21 protein-coding genes are annotated in these 21,067 nt (G+C 73.1%); 9 read left to right on the top strand and 12 right to left on the bottom strand.

The annotated features are described in order from the left end of the window. Positions 1-48 precede the first annotated feature (48 nt). On the top strand, positions 49-1,617 hold the full coding sequence (locus ACIWVC_RS14840; protein WP_396447758.1) for an acyl-CoA synthetase: 1,569 nt from the start codon (positions 49-51) through the stop codon (positions 1,615-1,617). 219 nt (positions 1,618-1,836) lie between these two features. Beyond that, complete coding sequence (locus ACIWVC_RS14835; RefSeq protein ID WP_396454236.1) at positions 1,837-2,310, top strand: MarR family winged helix-turn-helix transcriptional regulator; 474 nt, start codon at positions 1,837-1,839, stop codon at positions 2,308-2,310. Here the strand turns inward: ACIWVC_RS14835 and ACIWVC_RS14830 are convergent. From ACIWVC_RS14830 to ACIWVC_RS14790, 9 genes are all read right to left on the bottom strand, one after another. After that, positions 2,276-2,875 (bottom strand): TetR/AcrR family transcriptional regulator, encoded by a 600-nt coding sequence (locus tag ACIWVC_RS14830; protein WP_396447760.1) that lies wholly within the window; start codon positions 2,873-2,875, stop codon positions 2,276-2,278. The two genes, ACIWVC_RS14835 and ACIWVC_RS14830, sit on opposite strands and share 35 nt — an antisense overlap. 11 nt (positions 2,876-2,886) lie before the next feature. Then, positions 2,887-4,989, bottom strand: a complete 2,103-nt coding sequence (locus ACIWVC_RS14825) for a YhgE/Pip family protein (protein ID WP_396447761.1) — start codon at positions 4,987-4,989, stop codon at positions 2,887-2,889. A 32-nt stretch (positions 4,990-5,021) separates the two neighbouring features. Beyond that, entirely contained in the window at positions 5,022-5,588 is a 567-nt protein-coding gene (locus tag ACIWVC_RS14820; protein ID WP_396447762.1) for an ATP-binding cassette domain-containing protein, read from the bottom strand. Positions 5,589-6,069: 481 nt separating this feature from the next. Beyond that, on the bottom strand, positions 6,070-6,876 hold the full coding sequence (locus ACIWVC_RS14815; RefSeq protein WP_396447763.1) for a hypothetical protein: 807 nt from the start codon (positions 6,874-6,876) through the stop codon (positions 6,070-6,072). Positions 6,877-7,003: 127 nt separating this feature from the next. Further along, positions 7,004-7,780 carry a hypothetical protein gene (locus ACIWVC_RS14810; RefSeq protein WP_396454235.1) on the bottom strand — a complete coding sequence of 259 codons (777 nt, stop codon included), beginning with the start codon at positions 7,778-7,780 and terminating at the stop codon, positions 7,004-7,006. Between the two features lie 96 nt (positions 7,781-7,876). Next, positions 7,877-8,509: a hypothetical protein gene (locus ACIWVC_RS14805; RefSeq protein WP_396447765.1), complete on the bottom strand. Its 633-nt coding sequence runs from the start codon at positions 8,507-8,509 to the stop codon at positions 7,877-7,879. A gap of 561 nt (positions 8,510-9,070) precedes the next feature. Continuing rightward, on the bottom strand, positions 9,071-9,730 hold the full coding sequence (locus tag ACIWVC_RS14800; protein WP_396447766.1) for a TetR/AcrR family transcriptional regulator: 660 nt from the start codon (positions 9,728-9,730) through the stop codon (positions 9,071-9,073). 69 nt (positions 9,731-9,799) lie between these two features. Next, the gene (locus tag ACIWVC_RS14795; protein WP_396447811.1) at positions 9,800-10,957 is read right to left on the bottom strand and encodes a lipid-transfer protein; all 1,158 of its coding nucleotides are present in this window, start codon (positions 10,955-10,957) and stop codon (positions 9,800-9,802) included. 29 nt (positions 10,958-10,986) lie between these two features. Further along, on the bottom strand, positions 10,987-11,451 hold the full coding sequence (locus ACIWVC_RS14790; RefSeq protein ID WP_396447767.1) for a Zn-ribbon domain-containing OB-fold protein: 465 nt from the start codon (positions 11,449-11,451) through the stop codon (positions 10,987-10,989). Positions 11,452-11,639: 188 nt separating this feature from the next. Here ACIWVC_RS14790 and ACIWVC_RS14785 point away from each other — a divergent pair, with 188 nt between their 5' ends. The 3 genes from ACIWVC_RS14785 (at position 11,640) to ACIWVC_RS14775 (ending at position 13,772) form a co-directional block, all read left to right on the top strand. Continuing rightward, positions 11,640-12,407, top strand: coding sequence for an SDR family oxidoreductase (locus ACIWVC_RS14785; protein WP_396447769.1), 768 nt, complete (start codon positions 11,640-11,642; stop codon positions 12,405-12,407). 9 nt (positions 12,408-12,416) lie between these two features. Continuing rightward, positions 12,417-13,376, top strand: a complete 960-nt coding sequence (locus ACIWVC_RS14780; protein ID WP_396447771.1) for an LLM class F420-dependent oxidoreductase — start codon at positions 12,417-12,419, stop codon at positions 13,374-13,376. Positions 13,377-13,472: 96 nt separating this feature from the next. Then, positions 13,473-13,772 carry a Fe-S cluster assembly protein HesB gene (locus ACIWVC_RS14775; protein ID WP_396447772.1) on the top strand — a complete coding sequence of 100 codons (300 nt, stop codon included), beginning with the start codon at positions 13,473-13,475 and terminating at the stop codon, positions 13,770-13,772. Between the two features lie 91 nt (positions 13,773-13,863). Here ACIWVC_RS14775 and ACIWVC_RS14770 read toward each other — a convergent pair whose 3' ends face one another. Genes ACIWVC_RS14770 through ACIWVC_RS14760 form a run of 3 tightly spaced genes read right to left on the bottom strand, consistent with a single transcriptional unit; the run spans position 13,864 to position 16,248 of the window. Then, positions 13,864-14,064 carry a hypothetical protein gene (locus ACIWVC_RS14770; protein WP_396447773.1) on the bottom strand — a complete coding sequence of 67 codons (201 nt, stop codon included), beginning with the start codon at positions 14,062-14,064 and terminating at the stop codon, positions 13,864-13,866. A 25-nt stretch (positions 14,065-14,089) separates the two neighbouring features. Further along, positions 14,090-15,187, bottom strand: coding sequence for a hypothetical protein (locus ACIWVC_RS14765; RefSeq protein ID WP_396447774.1), 1,098 nt, complete (start codon positions 15,185-15,187; stop codon positions 14,090-14,092). After that, positions 15,184-16,248, bottom strand: a complete 1,065-nt coding sequence (locus ACIWVC_RS14760; RefSeq protein WP_396447775.1) for a phosphotransferase family protein — start codon at positions 16,246-16,248, stop codon at positions 15,184-15,186. Before ACIWVC_RS14760 ends, ACIWVC_RS14765 begins: the two co-directional genes overlap by 4 nt. Positions 16,249-16,346: 98 nt before the next feature. On the opposite strand from ACIWVC_RS14760, the gene ACIWVC_RS14755 reads away from it, so the two are divergent. The 4 genes from ACIWVC_RS14755 to ACIWVC_RS14740 form a co-directional block, all read left to right on the top strand. Further along, complete coding sequence (locus tag ACIWVC_RS14755; protein ID WP_396447776.1) at positions 16,347-16,997, top strand: MBL fold metallo-hydrolase; 651 nt, start codon at positions 16,347-16,349, stop codon at positions 16,995-16,997. After that, entirely contained in the window at positions 16,994-17,668 is a 675-nt protein-coding gene (locus ACIWVC_RS14750) for an HAD family hydrolase (protein ID WP_396447777.1), read from the top strand. The genes ACIWVC_RS14755 and ACIWVC_RS14750 overlap by 4 nt, the downstream gene beginning before the upstream one ends. Positions 17,669-17,825: 157 nt before the next feature. Further along, positions 17,826-18,029, top strand: a complete 204-nt coding sequence (locus tag ACIWVC_RS14745; protein WP_396447779.1) for a PspC domain-containing protein — start codon at positions 17,826-17,828, stop codon at positions 18,027-18,029. A gap of 150 nt (positions 18,030-18,179) precedes the next feature. Then, positions 18,180-21,067: hypothetical protein (locus tag ACIWVC_RS14740; RefSeq protein WP_396454234.1), on the top strand; the 2,888-nt coding region annotated here is incomplete at its 3' end.

Here is a 21,067-nt window from a genome sequence, read left to right as displayed (position 1 = left end):
CCCCTGTTGCCTTCTGGGGGCGGCCCCAGACCCCGAAAGGGACGTCCGATGGAGTACAACCACGCTGACCTGTTCGAGGGAGTCGCGGACGCGATCGGGGACCGTGTCGCCCTGATCTGCGGCGATAGGCGGCTCACGTACGCCGAGCTGGACGAGCACGCGAACCGGCTCGCGCACCATCTGCAGGACGCGGGCGTCCGGCCCGGCCAGCACGTCGCCGTCCAGCTCTACAACGGCGTCGAGTACGCGGCCGCGCTGCTGGCCGCGCTGAAGATCCGCGCCGTGCCGATCAACGTCAACTACCGGTACGTGGAGAGCGAGCTGCTCTACGTGTACCGGGACTCCGACAGCGTCGCGCTGCTGTACGACGTGGAGTTCGAGGACCGGGTCGCCGCGGCCGTCCCGGAGGCGCCCGAGCTGCGGCACCTCGTCGCGGTGGGCGGCGAGCCGTCCATCCCGGGCGCGGTGGCCTACGACGACGCGCTGAAGGACGCCGACGGCACGCGCGGCTTCCCGGCGCGGTCCGGCGACGACCTCTACATCATCTACACCGGCGGGACGACCGGGATGCCCAAGGGCGTCATGTGGACGACCGAGCAGATCATCTTCGCGTTCTGGAACCCGACCGTGCCGCGCCCGTCGAAGCCCGAGGACATCGTCGAGCACGCCCGCAACTCCGGCCCGCTGACCATGATGCCGGTGGCGCCGCTGATGCACGGCGCCGCGCAGGTCGCCACGTTCATCGCCTGGTTCATGGGCGCGACGCTCGTGTACGTCCGCAAGTTCGACGCGGCCGAGGTGTGGCGGACGATCGAGCGGGAGAAGGTCAACTCGCTGACGATCACCGGGGACGCGATGGCGATCCCGATGGCGGACGAGCTGGCGCGCGGCGGCTACGACACGTCCTCGCTGTTCGCCTACGTCTCCACCGGCGCGATCTTCACCGGGACGGTCCGCGAGCGCATCCAGGAACTGCTGCCGAACGTGATGATCCTGGACCGGTTCGGGTCGACCGAGTCGGGCTCCACGGCCGAGGCGGTCGCCGGCTCGACCCCGGAGAAGGGCCTGCGGTTCGCGCCGGACGTCGAGAACGTCACCGTGCTGGACGACGCGCTCCAGCCGGTCAAGCCGGGGTCGGGCGTCATCGGGCAGGTCGCCCGCACCGGTCACATCGCGCTCGGCTACTACAACGACCCGGAGAAGACGGCGAAGACGTTCCCGGTGGTGGACGGCAGGCGCTGGCTGCTCACCGGCGACATCGCGACCGTCGAGGAGGACGGGTCGATCGCCGTGTACGGGCGCGGCTCCCAGGCGATCAACACCGGCGGGGAGAAGGTGTTCCCGGAGGAGGTCGAGGCCGTCCTCAAGGGGCACCCGGCCGTGTACGACGCGGTCGTGACGGGCATCCCGGACGAGCGCTGGGGGAACCGCGTCGCGGCGGTGATCCAGCCGTCCGGCGGCGTGCCGTCCTCCGCGGACCTGGACGCGCACTGCCGCCGCCGGTTGTCGGGCTACAAGGTGCCGCGCGTCTACGCGTTCGTCGAGGAGATGAAGCGGTCGCCGGCCGGGAAGGCGGACTACCGGTGGGCCAAGCAGGTGGCGGAGGAGGCGAGGTAGCGGGCGCTCGCTACAGGTCGGCCCCGAACCTTCGTGGGATCCGGGGCCAGGAGCGGGACCTCTGTTAGTGGTCCTAACGACTCCATGGTAGGGGCGGCCCGGGAGTGCTTTGATCATGAGCGGGTGAGTCGTGCGCCACACGCCGCCGCGGTCCCGGTGGTCCTGGCCGAATGCGGCCACTAAGCTCTCCAATGACGAGACGACGAGGGGGAGGGCGGCGTGTCGACCCCGGACCGCGACCGGCTGGACGATCTGCAGCGGGACATGCAGCGCAGCACCATGTTCACCGTCCTGCTGCATCACGCCACCGCGAGCAAGGCGGGCCTGAACGTCACCGACGCGCAGTGCGTGAGCGCGCTGGTGCTGGACGGCCCGCAGACCCCCGGGCAGCTCGCGCAGCTCATGGGGATCACGACCGGCGGCGCCATCACCGCCGTCATCGACCGGCTGGAGCGCGCCGGATACGTCAAGCGCACCCGCGACCCCGACGACCGCCGCCGCGTGATCGTCGAGCTGGTCGAGGACAACGTCGCCGAGTTCGGCCGCTACTTCGAGCCGATCTCCCGCGCCTTCCGCGAGCGCCTCGGCGCCTACAGCGACGAGGAGCTCGCCGTCCTGCGGCGCTGGATCCGGGAGAACAACGCGGCGATGCCCGGCGTCATCGAGGAGATCCGGAACCTCCCGCCCCGTTGAGGCGGCCGCGCAGCAGGTCCAGGAGGGTCGTCCGGACGTCGGCGAGCGGGCGGCCGGGCTGCAGCGCGCGCCAGTCGAGCGCGACGGTCAGCACCATGCCGAACACGGCGGACGCGGCGGTCCCGGTGTCGAGGTCGGCGCGCAGGTCCCCGGCGGCGACCGCGTCCCGCAGCACGTCCGCGATGACCTCGACGGCGCGTTCCCGGATCAGCCGGGCGGTGCGCTGCCAGTCCCCGCCGGACCGCCACGTCTCGGCGATCAGCAGCCGCGCGAACGACTCGTGCTCGCCGATGAACGCCAGCTCGGCGGCGACGGCGGCCTCCAGCGCGTCCAGCGGCGCCTTTCCGGCCGCGGCGTCGCGCAGCGCGGCGGCGAGCCGGTCCACCCCGTGCTCCAGCAGCGCCGCGAACAGCGCCGCCTTGCTGCCGAAGTTGTAGTAGACGGTGCCCTTGGCGACCCCGGCCCGCTCGGCGATCTGGTCGACGGTGGTGGCCGCGAGCCCGCTCTCGGCGATCAGCTCGATCGCCGCGCCGAACAGCTTCTCCCTGGTCGCGCTGCGCGCCACGTCCCCGCCTCCTAGAGCTTCAGCGCCGGGTGCAGGCGCTTCATCGTCCAGACCCGGTTGTGCCGGACGGCGCGGGCGGTGAGCGCGAGCCCGCCGGCCAGGAACGCGACCAGCACCGCACAACCCTGCCACACCGGCGTCAGCGGCCCGCCGACGATCAGGTGCCGGACGCCGTCCACCACCCACGACATCGGCAGGTACGGCCGGATCAGCTGGAAGAAGCGGGGGCTGGTCTCGATCGGGTACGTGCCGGCCGCCGAGGTGAGCTGCAGCATCAGCAGCGCCAGCGCGATGATCCGGCCGATCGGCCCGAACCGGGCGTTCGCCCACTGGATCACGGCGAGGAACGCGGCGGACGCGAGCGCGAGGAACGCGACGAGCCCCGGCCAGTGCTCCGCCCGCAGCCCGAGGGCCAGGTGCAGCACGGCCAGGACGACGCACGCCTGCGCCGCCCCGATCAGCGCGGCGGGCAGCCACCCGGCGAGCGCGACGCGGCGCCCGGGCGCGGTGCCCGCCATCGCGCGCGGGTTCAGCGGGCGCAGCAGCATGTAGATGATCATGCCGCCGACCCAGAGGGACAGCGGTACGAAGAACGGCGCGAACCCGGTCCCGTAGTTCGCCGCCTTGTTGTCGGTGGTACTGGCGAGCCGCACCGGGTCGCTCATCATGCCGGCCCGCGCGGCCCGCTCCGCGCCGCTGTAGGCGGGCACCCGCCGGGCGCCCTCGTCCAGCCCGGCCGCGAGCCTGCCGCTTCCGTCGGAGATCTGCGCGAGCGCGGTCTCCAGCGTCACCGCGCCGCCCGACAGCCGGCCGAGCCCGCCGCGCAGCTGGCCGGCGCCGTCCGACAGCGCGCCGAGCCCGCCGGTGAGCCGGGACGACCCGGCGAGGAGCCGCCCGGCTCCCTCGTTGACCCGCTGGGTGCCGGCGTTGAGCCGGTCCACGTCCCGGCGGGCCTTGTCGACCTTGGCGGCCAGCCCGGGGGCCTCTTCGGCGATCCTGCGGGCGGCGCGCCCGACCGTCCGCGCGTCCGCCGCGACCTCGCGCAGCTCGCCCGCGTGCTCGCGGACGTACCCGTCCACGTCCTTGGCCGCGGTGACGACCTGGGCCGCGGCACGGGTGAGGTCCTGCCGGACATTCGCCGGGATCTCCGGATGCGCGGCGAGGTACGCCTCCAGCTCGGCCTGCGCCTTCTCGGCCCGGTCCACCGCGGCACCGGTCCGCGCGGGCAGCCGCCCGGCCCCGTCCGCCAGGGCCTCCGCGCCCCGCGCGACCGCGAGCGCGGCCCGCCGGATCTCCGGCGCGTTCTCCCGCAGCAGGGGGACGAGCGTGCCGCTCGCGCGGTCGACGGTGGCGGTGAGCTTCCGCATGCCGGCCGCGACCTGGACGGTCCCGTCGTGCAGTTCGCCCAGCCCGGACGTCAGCTCGCCGCTGCCGGACCGGGCCTCGTCTATGCCGCCCTTGAGCCGGCCCGCGCCCGCCTCCGCCCGCCCGGCGCCTTCGGCGAGCTTGCCGGCCCCGTCCTCCGCCTGCCAGGCGCCCTCGGCCAGCCGGCCCGCCCCGTCGGCCGCCTCGCCCAGTTCACCGTGCAGCCTGCCGAACGAGAGGAAGATCCGGTCGAAGTAGCCGCGCACGGCCTCGCTGCCCGCGGCCGCGCTGATCTCCTTGAACGCGGCCTGCGCGAGCGTGCCCACGACGTAGTTGTTGGCGTCGTTCATCTGCAGCCGCAGCCCGGCGGGCGCCGGAGCGCCGTCCTCGGACGGCGACGCGATCCGGGCGCTGAAGTCGGGCGGGATCGTCAGCGACATGTAGTACTTCCCCGACCGCACGCCCTTCTCGGCCTCCTCCGCCGACACGGTCCGCCAGCCGAAGACCTTGCGCTTCCGCAGCTCGTCGGCGAGGTCGGCCCCCGCGTGCACCGGCTTCCCGTCCGCGGTGGCGCCCCGGTCCTGGACGACCAGCGCCACCGGCACGTGCTGGAGCCGGGCGTAGGGGTCCCAGAAGGACCACAGGTAGAGCCCCGCGTAGAGCAGGGGGAGCAAGACGAGCCCGGCGAGCGCGATGCGGGTCAGCCGGTTGCGCTGGAAACGGCGCAGCTCCAGACCACCGGACGTCAACGCGGGAAGCCTCATTCGGGGGGATCTCCCAACTAGAGCGAAAGGTCGTGCGCGGCCAGGCCTTCGGCGGGCCCGGCGTCATGGCAGGCGGCGATGACGGTGACTCCGGCGGCCGCGATGCCGGCGAGCCGCCGCCACAGCTCCCGCTGCCCATCGGCGGGCAGCCCTTCGCCGACGTCGTCGAGCAGGAGCAGGCCGGGCTCGCCCACGAGCGCCAGCGCGGCCCCGAGCAGCTGCGCCTCGTCCGGTGCGAGTTCCTCGGCGAGCGTGCCCGGATCGAGGTCCAGGCCGACCCGCCGCAACGCCCGCCGCCTGCGGGCCTCCCGCCCCCGGAACCCGCCGAGGACGCCCTCGCGCAGCGCCAGCGCCTCGTTCAGGTGCTCCCGCACGGTCAGCGCCGGGTCGAGCTCGGTGACCCCCGGCACGATGCCGAGCGCGGCCACCCGCTGGACGTCCCCCGGCCTGGTGAACCCGCCGACGGCGACCGTGCCCTCGCTCGCCCGCATCCGCCCGCCGAGCGTCAGCAGCAGGGCCGTCCGCCCGCTCCCGGCGATGCCGCTGACGGCGACCAGGGAGCCGCCCGGCACGTCCAGGTCCACCCCGCGGAACGCCCACCCGCGAGGGCCCCGGACGCCCAGCCCGCGAGCGCGGACGCTCAGGCCGGGCGAACCGGCCCCGGGACGGCCCCCGCCAGTCCCGGAGCCGGCCGGGCCGGGTCCGGAGACGGCCGCGGCGGTCCCCCCGGCCGCGGCGGCCGTCCCCGGAGTCTGGTGCTCGGGCGTCATCGCGGCCTCCGGAGGCTAGATTTGAACTGACCGGTCAGTACAAACCTAGCCGCGTCCGGAACCTCGCGAGTCCGCCGAGGCGGTGACATCTGACACGTGACCGCTACGCCCCAGGTCACACAGGTTCTATGTGGTGACTTGCATCACATTGCCGGATTCGTGGCAGTACTCCTGGGCGCACCGTCCGGTCTGCCCGACGACCTGCGCGGCGGCGTCGCCGGGCCCGGCTGCGCCGCGCCGGACACGCGGCGGCCGGCCCGCGGGGGGCGCGGGCCGGCCGGGTGCGCTGCGATGGTCAGGCGGTGGCGTTCGCCAGTGAGGTGTACGGGGTGAACTTCGCGTAGGACTCGAAGACGGCCGTGTTCTTGCCGGCGGCGGACGGCAGTCCCGCGCGGAAGTCGGCGACCGCGTTGAGGATGCCGTTCCAGCCGCAGCCGGACGACTTCGGCACCGCGAACGCGTTGTCGACGAGCGTCGAGGCGATCACGCCGTCGCCCACCGGGTGCGCCGGTGTGCCGGAGATGGGCTGGTTCGGCGGGGGCGGGCTCGTCGTCCCGAAGGTCAGGTTGAGCACGATCGGGTCCGCGGTGCTCCCGATGTAGCAGGTGTCGCCGAGCAGCGGGTTGATCGTCTTGATCTTGAGCCGCAGGCGGAGCGCGATCTGGCCCTCGGGGGCCAGCTCCGGGTCGGCGGCCATCTCGGGCTGCGCGCTGATCTGCAGGAGGGGGATGATGTCGGTCCCCTCGATGCCGAGGACGCCGCCCTTGACCCGCTGCGGCTCGGCCCGCATGGGGCCGAAGACGCTGTAGCCCTCGAACGTCACCGGGTCGAACCCGGTCGCCCACGTCATCTTGATCGGCTGGGTGATCTCCTGGTCGATGGAGCCGATCTGGAGCCGGCCGCCGGCGATGACCGTCACGTTGCACTGCCAGAACGTCAGGTCGGCGTCCGGCGGCAGCTCGCTCACGGCCGGGCAGTCGGCGAAGTCGAGGCCGGGCGGGACGTCCGCGGCGGCCGGCCCGGACAGGCCCGTGAGGGCCAGCGCCGTGAGGCCCGCGCCGGCCACCGCCGCGGCGGCGCGCCGCATGAAGGGTGTTCTCATCGTGTCAACTCCTGGGGAGGGATCGAGGCCCGCGCCCCTCCGGCGGGGAGGAGCGGCGCGGGCCGGTGGCGGCTCGCCTGGCCGTGTCCGGGTCACGGAGCGGGGGTTCACGGCGCGGCGGGCCGGGCTAGGAGAGTTCGGTGTAGGGCTTGAAGCTCGCGTACTGCTTGAAGATCGCCGTGTTGTTCCCGGCCGCGGACGGCAGGCCGGCGTACAGGTTGACCAGCCAGTTCTCCAGGCCGAGGTCGAGGCCGCACTTGTCGGCGCGCGGCACCGCGAACGCGTTGTCGACCACGGTCGTCTTCAGCACGACCGGGTTCGTGCTCACGACGACCGGCGGCTCGCCGGAGATGGGGGTGTTCGGCGGCGGCGGGTTGGTGGTGCCGATGCCGAGTTGCAGCGCGATCGGGGCGGAGCTCGACCCGATGCTGCACCGCGACCCGAGCAGCGGGTTCTGCACGCTCACCGTCAGGTTCAGGTTGAGCTTGCCGCCGTCGGTGTTGAGGCCGCCGGCGTACTTCGGCTGCGCGTAGATGGCCGTGACGAACGGGTCGCCGAACAGGCCCGGCTGGACGAGGAACTTGCTCGCCTTGAACGAGCCGAAGACCGTCCTCGGCTCGTAGGTGACGGGATCGAAGCCGTTGGCGTAGACGAGGGTGATCGGGGACTCGATCGTCGTCTCGATCGCGCCGAGCTTGAACGTCCCGCCGTAGGTGACGGCGATGTTGCACTGCCAGAACTGCGGGTCGGCGTCCGCGGGCAGGTCCGGGCACGCGGAGAAGTCGAAGTCGGGCAGCGTGTCGGCGGAGGCGGCGGGCGCGGCGGCGACGGCGCCGAGCAGGCTTCCGGCGAGGGTGAGGGCGGCGGTGCCGGCCGCCAGCCGGCGGCGGAGGCTGATGCGCATGGGGACTCCCGGCTGAGGGTGGGACGGGCCGCCGTCGCGTGCGGCCCGTCCCGGTGGGGTGGGTTCGATCGGGGAACGGGGGTCAGCGGACGCGGATCAGGCGCCGAGCTCCAGGTCGGCGCCGCCCGGGTCGGTGACGATCTGGAAGTTGCCGTTGGCCGACGCCGACGCCGGGCAGACCGAGTCGCCGGAGATGAGCTGCAGCGACTGGCCGGCCAGCTTGCCCTGCCCGTGCGGGTTGGACGGAACCGGCTTGTTCGAGTTGGACGGGTTGTAGACGTCGATGCTCAGCGGCGTCGACGTCGTCAGGCCGTAGTGGCACTCCACGCCCATGAGTCCCCAGTCGGGGAGGTCCAGGATGGCCTTGACGTCCACGGCCGAGTTCGGCGCGTCGATGACGATCTTGCCGTCGCGCCCGCCGCTGACGGGGTCGTGGTCGACGTGGCCGCCGGTGTAGGGCAGCCCGGTCGCGGTGACGGTGGTGGTGCCGTGGCGGTTGTTCGTGCAGCCGGAGATCGACACGCTGTTGAGCTTCCCGTCGGTGCCGTCGTACTTGGTGTAGGCGCCGAGGCTCGCGCTGGTGCAGGTGTTGATGATGGGGCCGAAGAAGCTGTTGCCGGCCAGCGTCACGTTGCCCAGGTTGGTGCCGAGGACGTCGCCGGTGTACGGGGCGCCGCCGGAGGTGATGGTGGCGGACGCGAACGCGGTGCCCGTCATTCCGAAGAGCAACGCGGCGGATCCCACAATGGGAATGGCGATTTTGCCGAGCTTTCTCATGCTGCCTCTTTCGGGGGGTGGGAGACATGTGCACGACGTCCGGACGGCCTGGGCCCGTGACCGCGCCGGGGAACGTCGCGGCAACCGGGACAGAACCATGAATGATGGCGTTCATCAAGGGGCGGGCCATTCCGGCGGGGCGCTCGACCGGTTTTCAGCTACCGGGTTACCGGCCCGGCCGGTGTCCGAATAGGGCCCCGCGGCCGTGTGACCGCGGTCACGCTCCGCAGCGGCGGCGGGCGAACGCGCAGCGTGCCGGGGTGACCGGCCGGCGGCCCGGGAGTTGACTCGGCGGTCATTTCGGCCCGGGTTCCCGTTGGCCGGATCCGGCCACGTCTTGACCGGCTCGCCGTGCCGCTGGCATTGCTGGCTTCACCTGGAGGGACGCCTCTTGGCCCGACCGGGAGGGGAGGGCGGCGCGACTCCGGCCGGACCACGGGCGCACCCATGGAACACGCCGGCGTGTCCCGAAATTGCGCGCTCCCCCGTCAAATGTGAAGAGGCGTCGGACCGCTATTCGGGACGCGCCGCGTCCGGGCCCCAGCGGTCGGAGTCGGGGAGCGCGAACGTGTGCAGCAGGCCGTCCAGCAGCTCCGGCAGGCGGGCGGTCTCGCCCCTGGAGATCCGCGCGTAGGCGACCTGGTAGATGCCGCCGACGACCGTCTCCGCGAGCAGCTCCGGGCTCGGGTAGTGCGGGAAGAGCTCGTGCATGTTGTCGGTCACGACCTGCGCGAACGCGGCCAGCGTCTGGTCCCGGCGGGCCGCCGCGACCGGTCCGGCCGACAGCGCCTCGATCACGCACATCCGGGCGGCGACCGGGTGCGCGGCGAGGTAGCGCAGGAACGCGCCGACGCCCGCGCGGACCCGGCTGAGCGCGTCCGGCTCGTCCCGGTAGGCGTCCACGACGCTGTCCATCATCAGCTCGACTTCGCGGTCGTAGGCCCGCAGAAAAGCGTCGTCCTTGTTCTTGAAATGGACATAGAACGTGGCCCGTGAAACTCCCGCATTGGCGATGATGGAATCAACGGTCAGCGAGCGGTACCCCTCGGTGCCGGCGATTTCGACGACGGCGGAGAGAATGCGCGACATCTGGTGGCCGGCGACGTAGTCCCGGGACAGCCGGTGCCGGCCCGAGGGGAGCCGCCGGAGTTCGCCCACGCCGTCCCGTTCCATCACCGCTCCCCGCACTCGCGATACGCCGACGTGCGGATCGTCTCACGACGCGCGGAGCGCCCACACCCCTCAGCGGACGGCGATGACGGCGGAGCCGTGGCCGAACAGGCCCTGGTTCACCGCGATGCCCGTCCGCGCGCCCTCGACCTGGCGGCCCTCGGCCCGCCCGCGGAGCTGCCAGGTCAGCTCGCACACCTGGGCGATCGCCTGCGCCGGGATCGCCTCGCCGAACGAGGCGAGACCGCCGCTCGGGTTCACCGGGATGCGGCCGCCGAGCGCCGTGGCGCCGGACCGGAGCAGCTCCTCCGCGCCGCCCGGCTCGCACAGCCCGATGTCCTCGTACCAGTCGAGTTCGAGCGCGGTGGACAGGTCGTACACCTCGGCGAGCGACAGGTCCCCGGGGCCGAGGCCGGCCTCCTCGTAGGCGGCGTGCGCGATCGCGGAGCGGAACGGCCGCTCCGGGACGGCGGCGGCCATCGCCGAGTCCGTCGCGAAGTCGGGCAGGTCCAGGACGGTCTTCGGGAACGTCGGCGTGACCGTCGAGACCGCCGGGATGCGCACCGGGTCGGCCACGCCGTGCCGCCGCGCGAACTCCAGCGACGTCAGGACGAGCGCGGCGCCGCCGTCGCTGGTCGCGCAGATGTCCAGGAGGCGCAGCGGGTCGGCGACGACGGCGGACTCGCGGACGTCCTCCGGCGTGACCTCCTTGCGGTAGCGGGCGTTCGGGTTGGACAGGCCGTGCCGCGCGTTCTTCACCTTGACGGCGGCGAAGTCGTCGAGCGTGGCGCCGTACATGGCCATCCGGCGGCGCGCGTACAGCGCGAAGTAGATGGGGTTGGTCGCGCCCAGGAGCCGGAACCGCAGCCAGTCCGGGTCGTCCGGCCGGTCGCCGCCGACCGGCTTGAAGAAGCCCTTCGGCGCGGCGTCGGCGCCGACGACCAGCGCGACGTCGCACAGGCCCGCGAGGATCTGCGCGCGCGCCGTGCTGATGGCCTGCGCCCCGGAGGCGCACGCGGCGTAGCAGCTGGACACCCGCGCGCCCGACCAGCCGAGCGCCTGCGCGAACGTGGCGCCCGCGATGAACCCCGGGTACCCGTTCCGGATGGTGTCGGCGCCCGACACGTACTGGACGTCCGTCCAGGAGAGCCCGGCGTCGGCGAGCGCGGCCCGCGCCGCGGCGAGCCCGTACTCGACGAAGTTGCGGCCCCATTTGCCCCACGGGTGCATCCCCGCGCCGAGGACGGCGATGTCGCGACTCACTTGACGGGCCTCCACATCCAGACGGTGTACTCGGCCTCGTCGTCCTCGTACAGGACGCCTTCGGTCAGCTCGACCTCCATGCCGACCTCCAGGTCGTCGACGGTGAGGCCGGGGACGACCTGGCCGAGGACGACCATGCGCTCGGCGTCGAGCTCCACGGCGGCGACCGCGTACGGCACGAACGGGTCGGGGGAGACGTACGGGGGCGGCGGCTTGTAGCGCGAGTCGGCGTAGGACCAGACGCGCCCGCGCGCCGACAGCGCGTACGGCTCCAGCTCCGAGCCGTCCTTCGGCCCCGTGCAGCCGGGGTTGCGGCACGCCAGCTCGTTGCGCGGGAAGTACGGCGTCCCGCACGACGAGCAGCGGGTGCCGAGCAGCCGGACGCCGCCGTCCTCGGTGGTGTACCAGCCCTCGACGGCCGGGCGGCGCTCCTTGGGTGTGCTCACGCGGGTGGTGGTCACGCGGCCCCTCCTCGTGTCTCGCGGCGCAGCGTAACAACCGGGCGATCGGTGGGAAGGGCGTGCGTCCGGTGAGCGGGACCGAACCCGCGGGGCAGCTAACTGACTCGTCAGTCACTTCGCTACAGTGAACCGAGTCGGATTCTGCCCATTGCCGCCCACCGGGGTGGGAGCGAGTAGGGAGCGCGCGGATGCGGACTGGTCTTGAGGGAAGGACGGCCCTGGTCACCGGGGCGTCCCGGGGCATCGGGAAGGCGATCGCGGCGGCGTTCGCGGCCGAGGGCGCCAACGTGGTCATCTCCTCCCGCAAGCAGGAGGCGCTCGACGAGGTCGCCAAGGAGATCAGCGCCGCGAGCCCCGGCGCCGGGGTGCTCGCCAAGGCGGCGCACGTCGGCCACGCCGACGAGGCCGCCGCCTGCGTGGAGGCCGCCGCCGCCGAGTTCGGCGGCATCGACATCCTGGTCAACAACGCCGGGACGAACCCCTACTTCGGGCCGATGGCCGACATCGAGCCCGCCGCCGCGGCCAAGACCGTCGAGGTCAACCAGTTCGCGATCGTCCAGTGGACGCAGCTCGCGCTGAAGGCGGGCCTCGCCGAGGGCGGCGGCGCCATCATCAACATCGCCTCCGTCGGCGGCATGATCACTGAGCACGGCATCGGCTACTACAACGCCACCAAGGCCGCCGTGATCCACCTCAGCCGCCAGTTCGCGATGGAGCTGGCGCCCGCGGTGCGGGTGAACTGCATCGCCCCCGGCCTGGTCAAGACCCACCTCGCCCGGGCGCTGTGGGAGCCGAACGAGGCGCAGATCAGCGAGCACATGCCGCTCAAGCGGCTCGGCGAGCCCGAGGACATCGCGCACGCGGCCGTGTTCCTCGCGGGCGACGCCTCGTCCTGGATGACCGGGCAGACCCTCGTCGTGGACGGCGGCGCCACCATCCGCGCGTCGGTCGCCTAGGAGGCCCGCATGTCACGCTGGGGACTGACCATTCCGATGACCGGGCTCCCGCTGGCCGAGCACCGCGAGTTGGTCGCCGAACTGTCCGCGCTCGGCTACACCGACGCCTGGTCCGCCGAGACGAACGGCACCGACGCGTTCACCCCGCTGGCGCTCGCCTCCCAGTGGGGCCCGGAGCTGCGCCTCGGCCCCGCGATCGTCCCGGTCTACACGCGCGGGCCCGCGTTGCTGGCCCAGCACGCCGCCACCCTCGCGGACCTCGCGCCCGGGCGGTTCGTGCTCGGCGTCGGCACCTCGTCCGACACGATCGTGCAGCGCTGGAACGGCATCCCGTTCGAGGAGCCGTACAAGCGCGTGCGCGACACGCTGCGCTTCCTCCGCAAGGCCCTGGCGGGGGAGAAGGTGAAGGAGGAGTACGACACCTTCGCCGTCAAGGGGTTCAAGCTCGACAACGCGCCGGCGGCGCCGCCGCCGATCGTCCTCGCGGCGCTGCGCCCCGGCATGCTGCGGCTCGCCGCCTGGGAGGCCGACGGGGCGATCACCAACTGGCTCGCGCCGAAGGACGTCCGGACGGTGCGCGGGGTGATCGGCGACGAGCCCGAGCTGATCGCGCGGCTGTTCGTCTGCCCGACGGACAACGCCGAGGAGGCGCGCGCGATCGGCCGCTGGATGATCGCCGCGTACATGACGGTCCCGGTCTACAGGGCGTTCCACGAGTGGCTCGGGCGCGGTGCGGCGCTGGCGCCGATGAACGAGGCGTGGGCCGCCGGCGACCGCAAGAAGGCCCTGGAGGTCATCCCGGACGAGGTCGTCGACGACCTGATCGTGCACGGGTCGCCCGCGGCGTGCCGGGCCCGGGTCCGCGAGTACGTGGACAGCGGCCTGACCACGCCGGTCCTCGCGGTCGTCCCCGGCGGCGGGCTGTCCCCGGCGGAGGCGGTGCGGGCGCTCGCCCCGAGCGCGGGCTGACGCCGGACCGGGCCGCGATCCGATGTTTGCCGCGATGGCGATCGGGGAGGGTGGGGCAGATCCGTAACGCAACGACAGACGTGAGGAGAGCGGATCGTGCTCACCCTGACGAGCGGTGCCGTTCAGGTCATCCGGACGGTGACCGCCAACCCGGAGCTTCCGCCGGAGACCGGCATCCGCATCGAGTCCGGGATCGACGGCTCGGACGCCCTGCGGCTCTCGGTCGCCCCCGCGCCCGAGGCCGGAGACCAGGTGGTCGAGGAGGAGGGTGCCAAGGTGTACCTGGAGGCCGCGGTCGCCGAGCTGCTCAACGACAAGACCCTTGACGCACAGGTCGACCCGCAGGGCGACGTGGCGTTCACCATTGCCGAGGGGACGGGGGGGATCCCTACCTGACTTGCGGCCGGAACCCCGGGCGCCTCGCCGGGCGTACCGGGGTTCCCGCCTGTCAGCGCGTTCTGTGAGCGCGTTCTGTGAGTGTGTTCTGTCAGCGCATCGCCGCGACGACGGCGACGACGGCGAACACGAATGCCGCCGTGGTGAGGATCATGAAAGCCGCGATCACCGCGCAGGCGAGGCCCCGCGGCTGGTCGCGCCAGGTTCCGTAGCGGTCGCGCACCTGCCGGTCCAGTTCTTCCCGGGACGGCCGTCCCGCGTCCGGGGGGTCGGGCGAAGGCGGGGTCGTCACGGCCTTCAGTTTGGCAGATCTCATGTCAGCCGAAGGACGGATGCGGGCCGAGCGCCCAGTACTCGTAGAGGCCGTAGCCGGTGGCGGCGCCGGTGGGCTGCGCGCCGTCCAGGTACTCGAAACGGCCGACCGCGTCGACCATTCCCCACATGCGGGCGGCGTCGTCCGGTTTGCGGGTGTCGTAGGTGACGCCCTGCACCTTGAGGTCGGGCCCCTGGTACATGCCGTGCTTCCAGTCGGGTTCCAGCCCGTACCCCGTGCCCACCATCAGGTGGACGGGCAGGATCGGGGTCGCCTTCACCTCGAAGGGCTCCCCGCCCGGCGGCGCGAACCGGAGCGTGGCGGTCACCACGTCGCGGGTGCCGTCGGCGTACACGGGACGGTATTCGGGACGCCCCAGGTACTCGGCCTCGCGGTCGGGCCAGACGCGTGTGGCCTCTTCCAGGACGCGGCGGCCCTTCTCGTCCTCCTGCACGATGCAGAGGATCGAGTGGTCCTCGAACTGGATCGGCGTGTACAGCCAGTAGAACGTTCCGGCGTTCTTGACCTGGATGCCCGGCGGCTCCGGCTCGCCCACGGGACGGATGCCCCACGACCGGTCCCGTGAGCCCCACCAGTGGTCGGGCGTGACCTCGATGGTCTCGCCCTCCACGGTGATGGTGCCCGTCCAACGGCCGGTCTGCGCGAGACGCCGCGAGTCGAAGACGACGCGCTCCTGCCAGCGCAGGTAGTGCGGAGGCTCCAGCGTGGCGGGGATCGACCCCTCCCAGGTGAGGTCGAACGACAGGCCGTGCTCGTTCTCGTCCAGGACGACCCTGAGCCGCTTCAAACCCTCGATGACCTCCACTCGGAAGGGCCCGACCGTGGTGTCCATGCGGTCGTTCCCCAACTCGCGCGACGCCCGGACCACCTTGTGCAGCGGCCCGCGCCGCGCGAGCGCGAACGCGTCCATCACCCCGAGGTTCGGGTATTGCCCGACGCCGATGAGCATCATCATCTCGTCCGAGCAGGGGTGGACGTTGAAGTAGTACCGGTCGTAGAAGTTGCGGTCGGACGTGGTGACGTGCCGCATCACCTCGGGCGCCTGGTGGATCGGGTAGTCGTCGAGGGGCGAGAGCGTCACCGGCCGGCCTCCAGGATGCGCGCGAGCAGCTGCGTGCAGTTGTTGTTGTAGGGGAAGTCGGAGGTCCCGTCGATCCAGCCGAAGTCGATCATCGCCTGCCCGATCCGGGCCATGATCACCGAGAACTTGAAGCCGGACAGGATCTCGTAGTACGCCATGTGCCGCATCGGGCGCCCGAGCAGCTCCTCGTACCGGGCGACGGTCTCCGCGGGGGACGGGAAGCCGTCCAGCCGGGCGGCGCCGACGCCCTCGCTGTGGTGCCGGTCCAGGAACAGGAACCAGGCGAGGTCCTCCTCGGGCGCGCCGAGCGCCGCGGTCTCCCAGTCCAGGACGGCCTTCGGCGCGCCCGCCTGGAAGATCACGTTGCCGATGCGGGAGTCGCCCCACAGGACGGCGGGCTCGTCCGGCTCCTCGGGGCGGTTCGCCTTCAGCCAGTCCAGCGCCTTGAGCGCGGTCTCCTGCGGCCCGTCGTAGGCCCAGTGGAGGTAGTGCTCGTAGTAGTTCAGCCGCTGGTCGATGCCGGGCGCGCCCCATCGCGGCCGGTCGAGGAAGTCCAGGCCCAGCTCCGCGACGTCCAGCCGGTGCAGGACCGCCATGATCTCCAGCGTGGACCACCACATCGCCGCCCGCTCGTCCGGCGCGACCTCGGTCACCCAGCCGCCCATGTGGTAGGGCGGCATGTCGGTCGGGACGCGGCCGTCGACCCGCCCCATCACGAAGAACGGGGCGCCGAGCACGTCCGCGGACGGCTCGTACCAGCGGATCGGCGGCACCGGGACGGGCGTCCGCTCGTCCAGGATCCGCATCAGCCGGTGCTCGTCCGCGAACCGGGGCTCGGGGAAGACCTGGTACCTGGTGGGCGCGACCCGCGCGACGAACGGTTCGCGCCTGGTCTGCCCGCCGTCGGTCCACTCGGCGTCGAACATGAGCGTCTCGTTGGAGAATCCGCTGGTCTGCGGGGTGTCCACGTGGGGGATCCGGACGCCGGGCAGATGCCGTCCGAGCCACTCCGCCAGGGCGCTTCTGGTGACCTCGGGATCGCGTTGGTCGGGAACGGGCATCGCCGCCTCCTTGCGCCGAACCAAAGTAGAACGTGTTCTATCAAGCTGCCGGGGGGCGGTCAATGGGGGCGGCGCCCCCGACGTGCGAACATGGCCGGATGCGTCTCACCAAGCTCGGGCATGCCTGCGTCCAGATCAGCGAGGACGACCGCACGATCGTCATCGACCCCGGCTCCTTCAGCGACGCGTCCGGCGCGCTGGCCGCCGCCGACGCCGTGCTGATCACGCACGAGCACTTCGACCACTACGACGCCGGCGCGCTGCGCGCCGCGATGGCCGAGCGGCCGTCCCTGGAGGTCTGGACGTCCCGCGCCGTCGCCGAGGACCTCGCCGATCTCGGCGGGCGCGTCCACCAGGTCGGCCACGGCGACTCCGTGACGATCGCCGGCTTCGAGGTGCACGTCTACGGCGAGGAGCACGAGCTGCTCCACCCGGACGTCCCGCCCATCCCGAACGTGGGTTTCCTGGTGAACGGCGAGGTCTTCCACCCGGGCGACGCGCTCACCGTCCCGTCCGAGCCGGTCCCGACCCTGTGCCTCCCCGGCAACGCGCCCTGGCTGAAGGTCCCGGAGCTGTTCTCCTACACGCGCGAGGTCGATCCCGGCCGCGCCTTCGTCATCCATGACGGCCTGCTGAACGACATCGGCCTCCGGGTGATGCAGACCGCCGTGACCAGGGCCGGCAACGAGCTGGGCAAGGAGTTCCGCCGCCTGACCCCCGGCACGACGGTCGATCTGGCGGCGAAGTGAACCAGGCCACCACCCCTCGGCCCATCCAGGCCGTGTTCTTCGACATCGGCGAGACCCTCATCAACGAGGGGGGGATCTACGGGCGCTGGGCCGACTGGCTCGGCGTGCCGCGGCACACGTTCCTGGCCAAGCTGGGGGCGGTGCTCGCGCTGGGCGGCAGCCACATGGATCTCTTCGAATACTTCCGGCCGGGGTTCGACCTCGAAGAGGAGGAGCGGCGCCGGGCCGAGGCGGGCGTCCCCAACGGGTTCGGGGCGGACGACCTCTACCCGGACGCGCGGGCGTGCCTGTCCGTGCTGCGCGACCAGGGGCTCTACGTCGGGATCGCGGGCAACCAGCCGGTCGCGGCGGCGGAGCAGATGGCGGCGCTCGGGCTGGACGCGGACGTCATCGGCATCTCCGGCGTGTGGGGCATCAGCAAGCCGTCCCATGAGTTCTTCGAGCGTTGCGCCCAGCTCGCGGACGTGCTGCCCGACCGGGTCCTGTACGTGGGGGACCGCATCGACAACGACGTCCGCCCGGCCTTGGAGTACGGGATGCGGGCGGCGTTCCTGCGGCGCGGCCCCTGGGGGCACATCCAGCAGGACGACGACGCGCTGCGCGAGTGCCTGTTCGTCCTGGACGACCTCGCCGGCCTGCCGAAGCTCGTCGCCGAGTACAACGCCCCTTAGAGCTCCCTTAGGGGACGTCCCGTAATCCCCGAGTATGGCCTGGAAACGGGACGAACGGCGGATGTGGCGGGCGCCTCCCGGCTCGTAGCGTGAGGAACGTGGCCGCGAGAATCCGCGGCCGTGTTCACCACTCGACGAATCGGGGAGAGAAGAACCCATGAACGGCCTATACCGTCCGCGCAACGATCGGATGATCGCGGGTGTCTGCGCCGGCCTCGCGCGCCGGTTCGGCATGACCCCCGGGACCGTCCGGCTGCTCTTCGTGCTGTCGTGCCTGCTGCCGGGCCCGCAGTTCGTCGTCTACCTGGTCCTGTGGGTCATGATGCCGAACGAGGACAGCCGGGTCGCGTCCCCCCGGTAGTCCAAGATCATCGATAGCGCTCGACCGGGCCCGCGCTTGGGTGTTAGATCGGGGCACCACCATCGGACCTTTTCCGGCGTCCCGTAGCCGATGCGGGGACCGCCCGGTATGAAGGTGTCCGTCCCCGTCGTGGGAAGGGAAGGAGCCGCGGTGCCCGAACAGGCCCCGGGTCCCGGCCGGAGCGGCCGGCCCGGCCCGGCGACCGGGCCGTCCGGCGGACCCGGCGAGGGAGCCGCCGCGCGCGAGGCCGAGTACGCGGCGCGGCTGCTGGGGTTCCTGCGCGACCTGGCGCGGGCCCGGCGGCGGCCGTCCCGCGACCTCGCCGACCACGACCACGTCCACTGGCTCGCCGGCCTGCCCGGCGACGTCTACGTGGAGGCGGACGCCGGCCCCGGCGACGTGCTGTTCAGCGTCCCGGTCATCCCGCTCACGCCGCCCGTCGTGCTGGACGAGTTCGACGGGTGGCTCGGGCTCCGCAACTGGTACCGGATCCTGCGGGAGCTGGCCGACGAGGAGGTCGTGCTGGCGACCGGCCTGCTGTCGTGGCGCCCGGCCGTCCACGACCACCTGCTGAGCACGCCCGTCCGGATCGTCGTCGACGACCGGACCGAACGCATCGACGTCGTGCTCACGGGCCACACGACACTGCGCGACCGGGACCTGCTGTCCGGGCATCCCGGCTTCCGGCCCGCCGGCTGGATCGCCGACGCCGTCCAGGCCGGGCAGGGCTTCGGGCTGAACACGTCCGTCGGGGACGTCCTCCGCAAATGGTCCCAGGTGGCGCTCACCACCCCCGCCGACTACCGCGAGGACTGGACGCCCGGCACCGACGCCGTCTCACCCGCCCCGCGCGTCCGGCTGGCGCCCGCCCTGGTCGTCCGGCGGCCGGGCCGCGCCGCGATCGCCGACCACCACGCCGCGCTGCTGAGCCTGCTGCCGCGCGGCGTCCCGGAGGGGCTGGCGCGGCTCGTGTCCGGCAAACCGCAGGTCATGCACGTGCCGGAACGCGCGCCGGAGACCATTCCCGACCTGCTCGCCGGGCTGCTCTCGCGCGGCCACCGGGTGCTCGTCGCCACCTCCGGGCCCGCCGCCTCCGCCGCGCTCCGCGCCGCCCTGCCGGAGGACCTCGCCGCCCTCGCCGCGACCGACCGGGCCACGGCCGCCCAGATCGTGGAGGCGCTCCGCACGGCGGAGCCCGACGCCGAGGCGGCGGCCGAACGCGAGAGGGCCGCCGAGCGGCGCGTCGACGAGCTCGCCCGGCGCGTCGACGACGCGGCGGGCGAGCCGGCGCCGGACCGCCGCGACGAGGACCCCGAGCTGTCCTGGCTGCCCGTCCGCCCGGACATGCCGCCGACCCCGCCGATCTCCCGGTCAGAGGCCGCCGAACTGGTCGTCCTCCTCGCGGAGGAGAGCCCCGAACGCAAGGCCCGCACGGCGCAGCGCGACGTCGACCCGGGCGCGCTGCCGAGCGCCGCCTACGTCCGCACCCTGATCGAGGCGGAGATCGCCGCCGCCGAACGCGCCGAGCGCGCCAAGACGGACCTGTCCCGGCGCCTCCGCGACGGCGACCCCACCCTCCTCGCCCGCCTGGACGGCGACGCCTCCGTCGTCGCCGCCGCGCTGCACGACCTCGGCCTGGACGGGCACCCGAGCGGCTGGAACCCCGCCGACCTCGCCGCCCGCGCCTTCGGGGACGCGCTCGCCGAGCGCCGCCCGCTCATCTGGGCCCGCGTGTCGGAGATGACGTCCCGCGCCCAGTGGGCCGAACGCGCGCTCGCCGAGCTCGGCGCCCACCGCGTCGACCTGCCCGCGGACGCCGACCTGCGCGGCCTCGCCGCGGCCGCCCAGGACCTGCGCGCCCACCTGGCCGGCGGCGGCACGCTGAAGCGCGGCCCGCTGCGCTCCGCCGCCCAGCGGCAGGCCGAGCCGCTCCTCACCACCGTCACCGTGGACGGCGCCGCGCCCACCACGCCCGAGCTGCTCGACCTCGTCCACACCGACCTCATGGTGCGGATCACCTGCCGGGAGCTCCAGTACGTGTGGGAGGCGGCGGGCATCTCCTTCCCGGCCGACCTGCCGCCCGCCGAACGCGTCGCCCGGTTCGTCCGCGCCCACGCCCGCCTCGCCCGCGTCGGCGAGGCCATGCGCGCCATCGACTCGACGCGCCGCCTCCTGGAGCGCAACGGCTTCGCCATCGTCCTGGAGCACCCGGTCCAGTGGCACACCTACGCCTCCGACCTCCGCAACGCCCTCGAAGGTCTCGGCGTCAACCGCGCCGGAGCCGACCTCGACGCCCTCCGCGACTCGATAGCCCCCGCCGGCGCCGACGATCCCCCCGAACTGGCCGCCGCCGTCGAGGCCATCGACGCCCGCGACGCCGCCGCCTACGGCCGCGCCCTCGGCGCCCTCGCCGAGGCCCGCCACGAGCGCTCCCTCCAGATCCGCTGCGACGAGCTGCTCGCCCGCGTCCGCGCCGTCCACCCCGACCTCGCCAACCTCATGATCGCCACGGACGGCGACGAGGCGTGGCAGGCCCGCACCCGCCGCTGGGACGACGCCTGGGCGTGGGCGCGCCGCGCCGGTGCCGCCCCGCCCGCCGCCGACCGCGCCCGCGCCGAGCTGGCCGCCGCCGAGGAGGAGCTCGACGCGGCCCGCGCCGCCCACACCGGCGCCCGGGCCTGGACGGCCGCCGTCGCCCTCGCCGACGTCCCCGCCTGGATCCTCCCCCTCTGGCGGATCCCGGACGTCCTCCCGCCCACCCCCGACTCGTTCGACGTCGTCATCGTCGACGGTGAGCACGAGGCCGGTGCGGAGGCCCTCTTCCTGCTCTGGCTGGCCCCCCGCGCCATCCTCGTCGGGCCCGCGGGCGCGGACCTGCCGGCCCCCGAAGGGCCGCTTCCCGCCACCCGCCTCCCGTCCCACCTCCACGAGGCGATCACACCGACGACCCCGCTCTTCAGGGCTCTGACCCACCCTGTACCGGCTTCCCCGCGCGACACCGTCCCCGACCCCGGCACCAAGACCACGCCTCCTCGGCC

The organism is Actinomadura sp. (genome assembly GCF_044508335.1).
In the GTDB taxonomy this organism is placed as follows: domain Bacteria; phylum Actinomycetota; class Actinomycetes; order Streptosporangiales; family Streptosporangiaceae; genus Spirillospora.
Note: the sequence above shows the minus strand (reverse complement) of the source record. Positions and strands in the feature narration are given on the sequence as shown.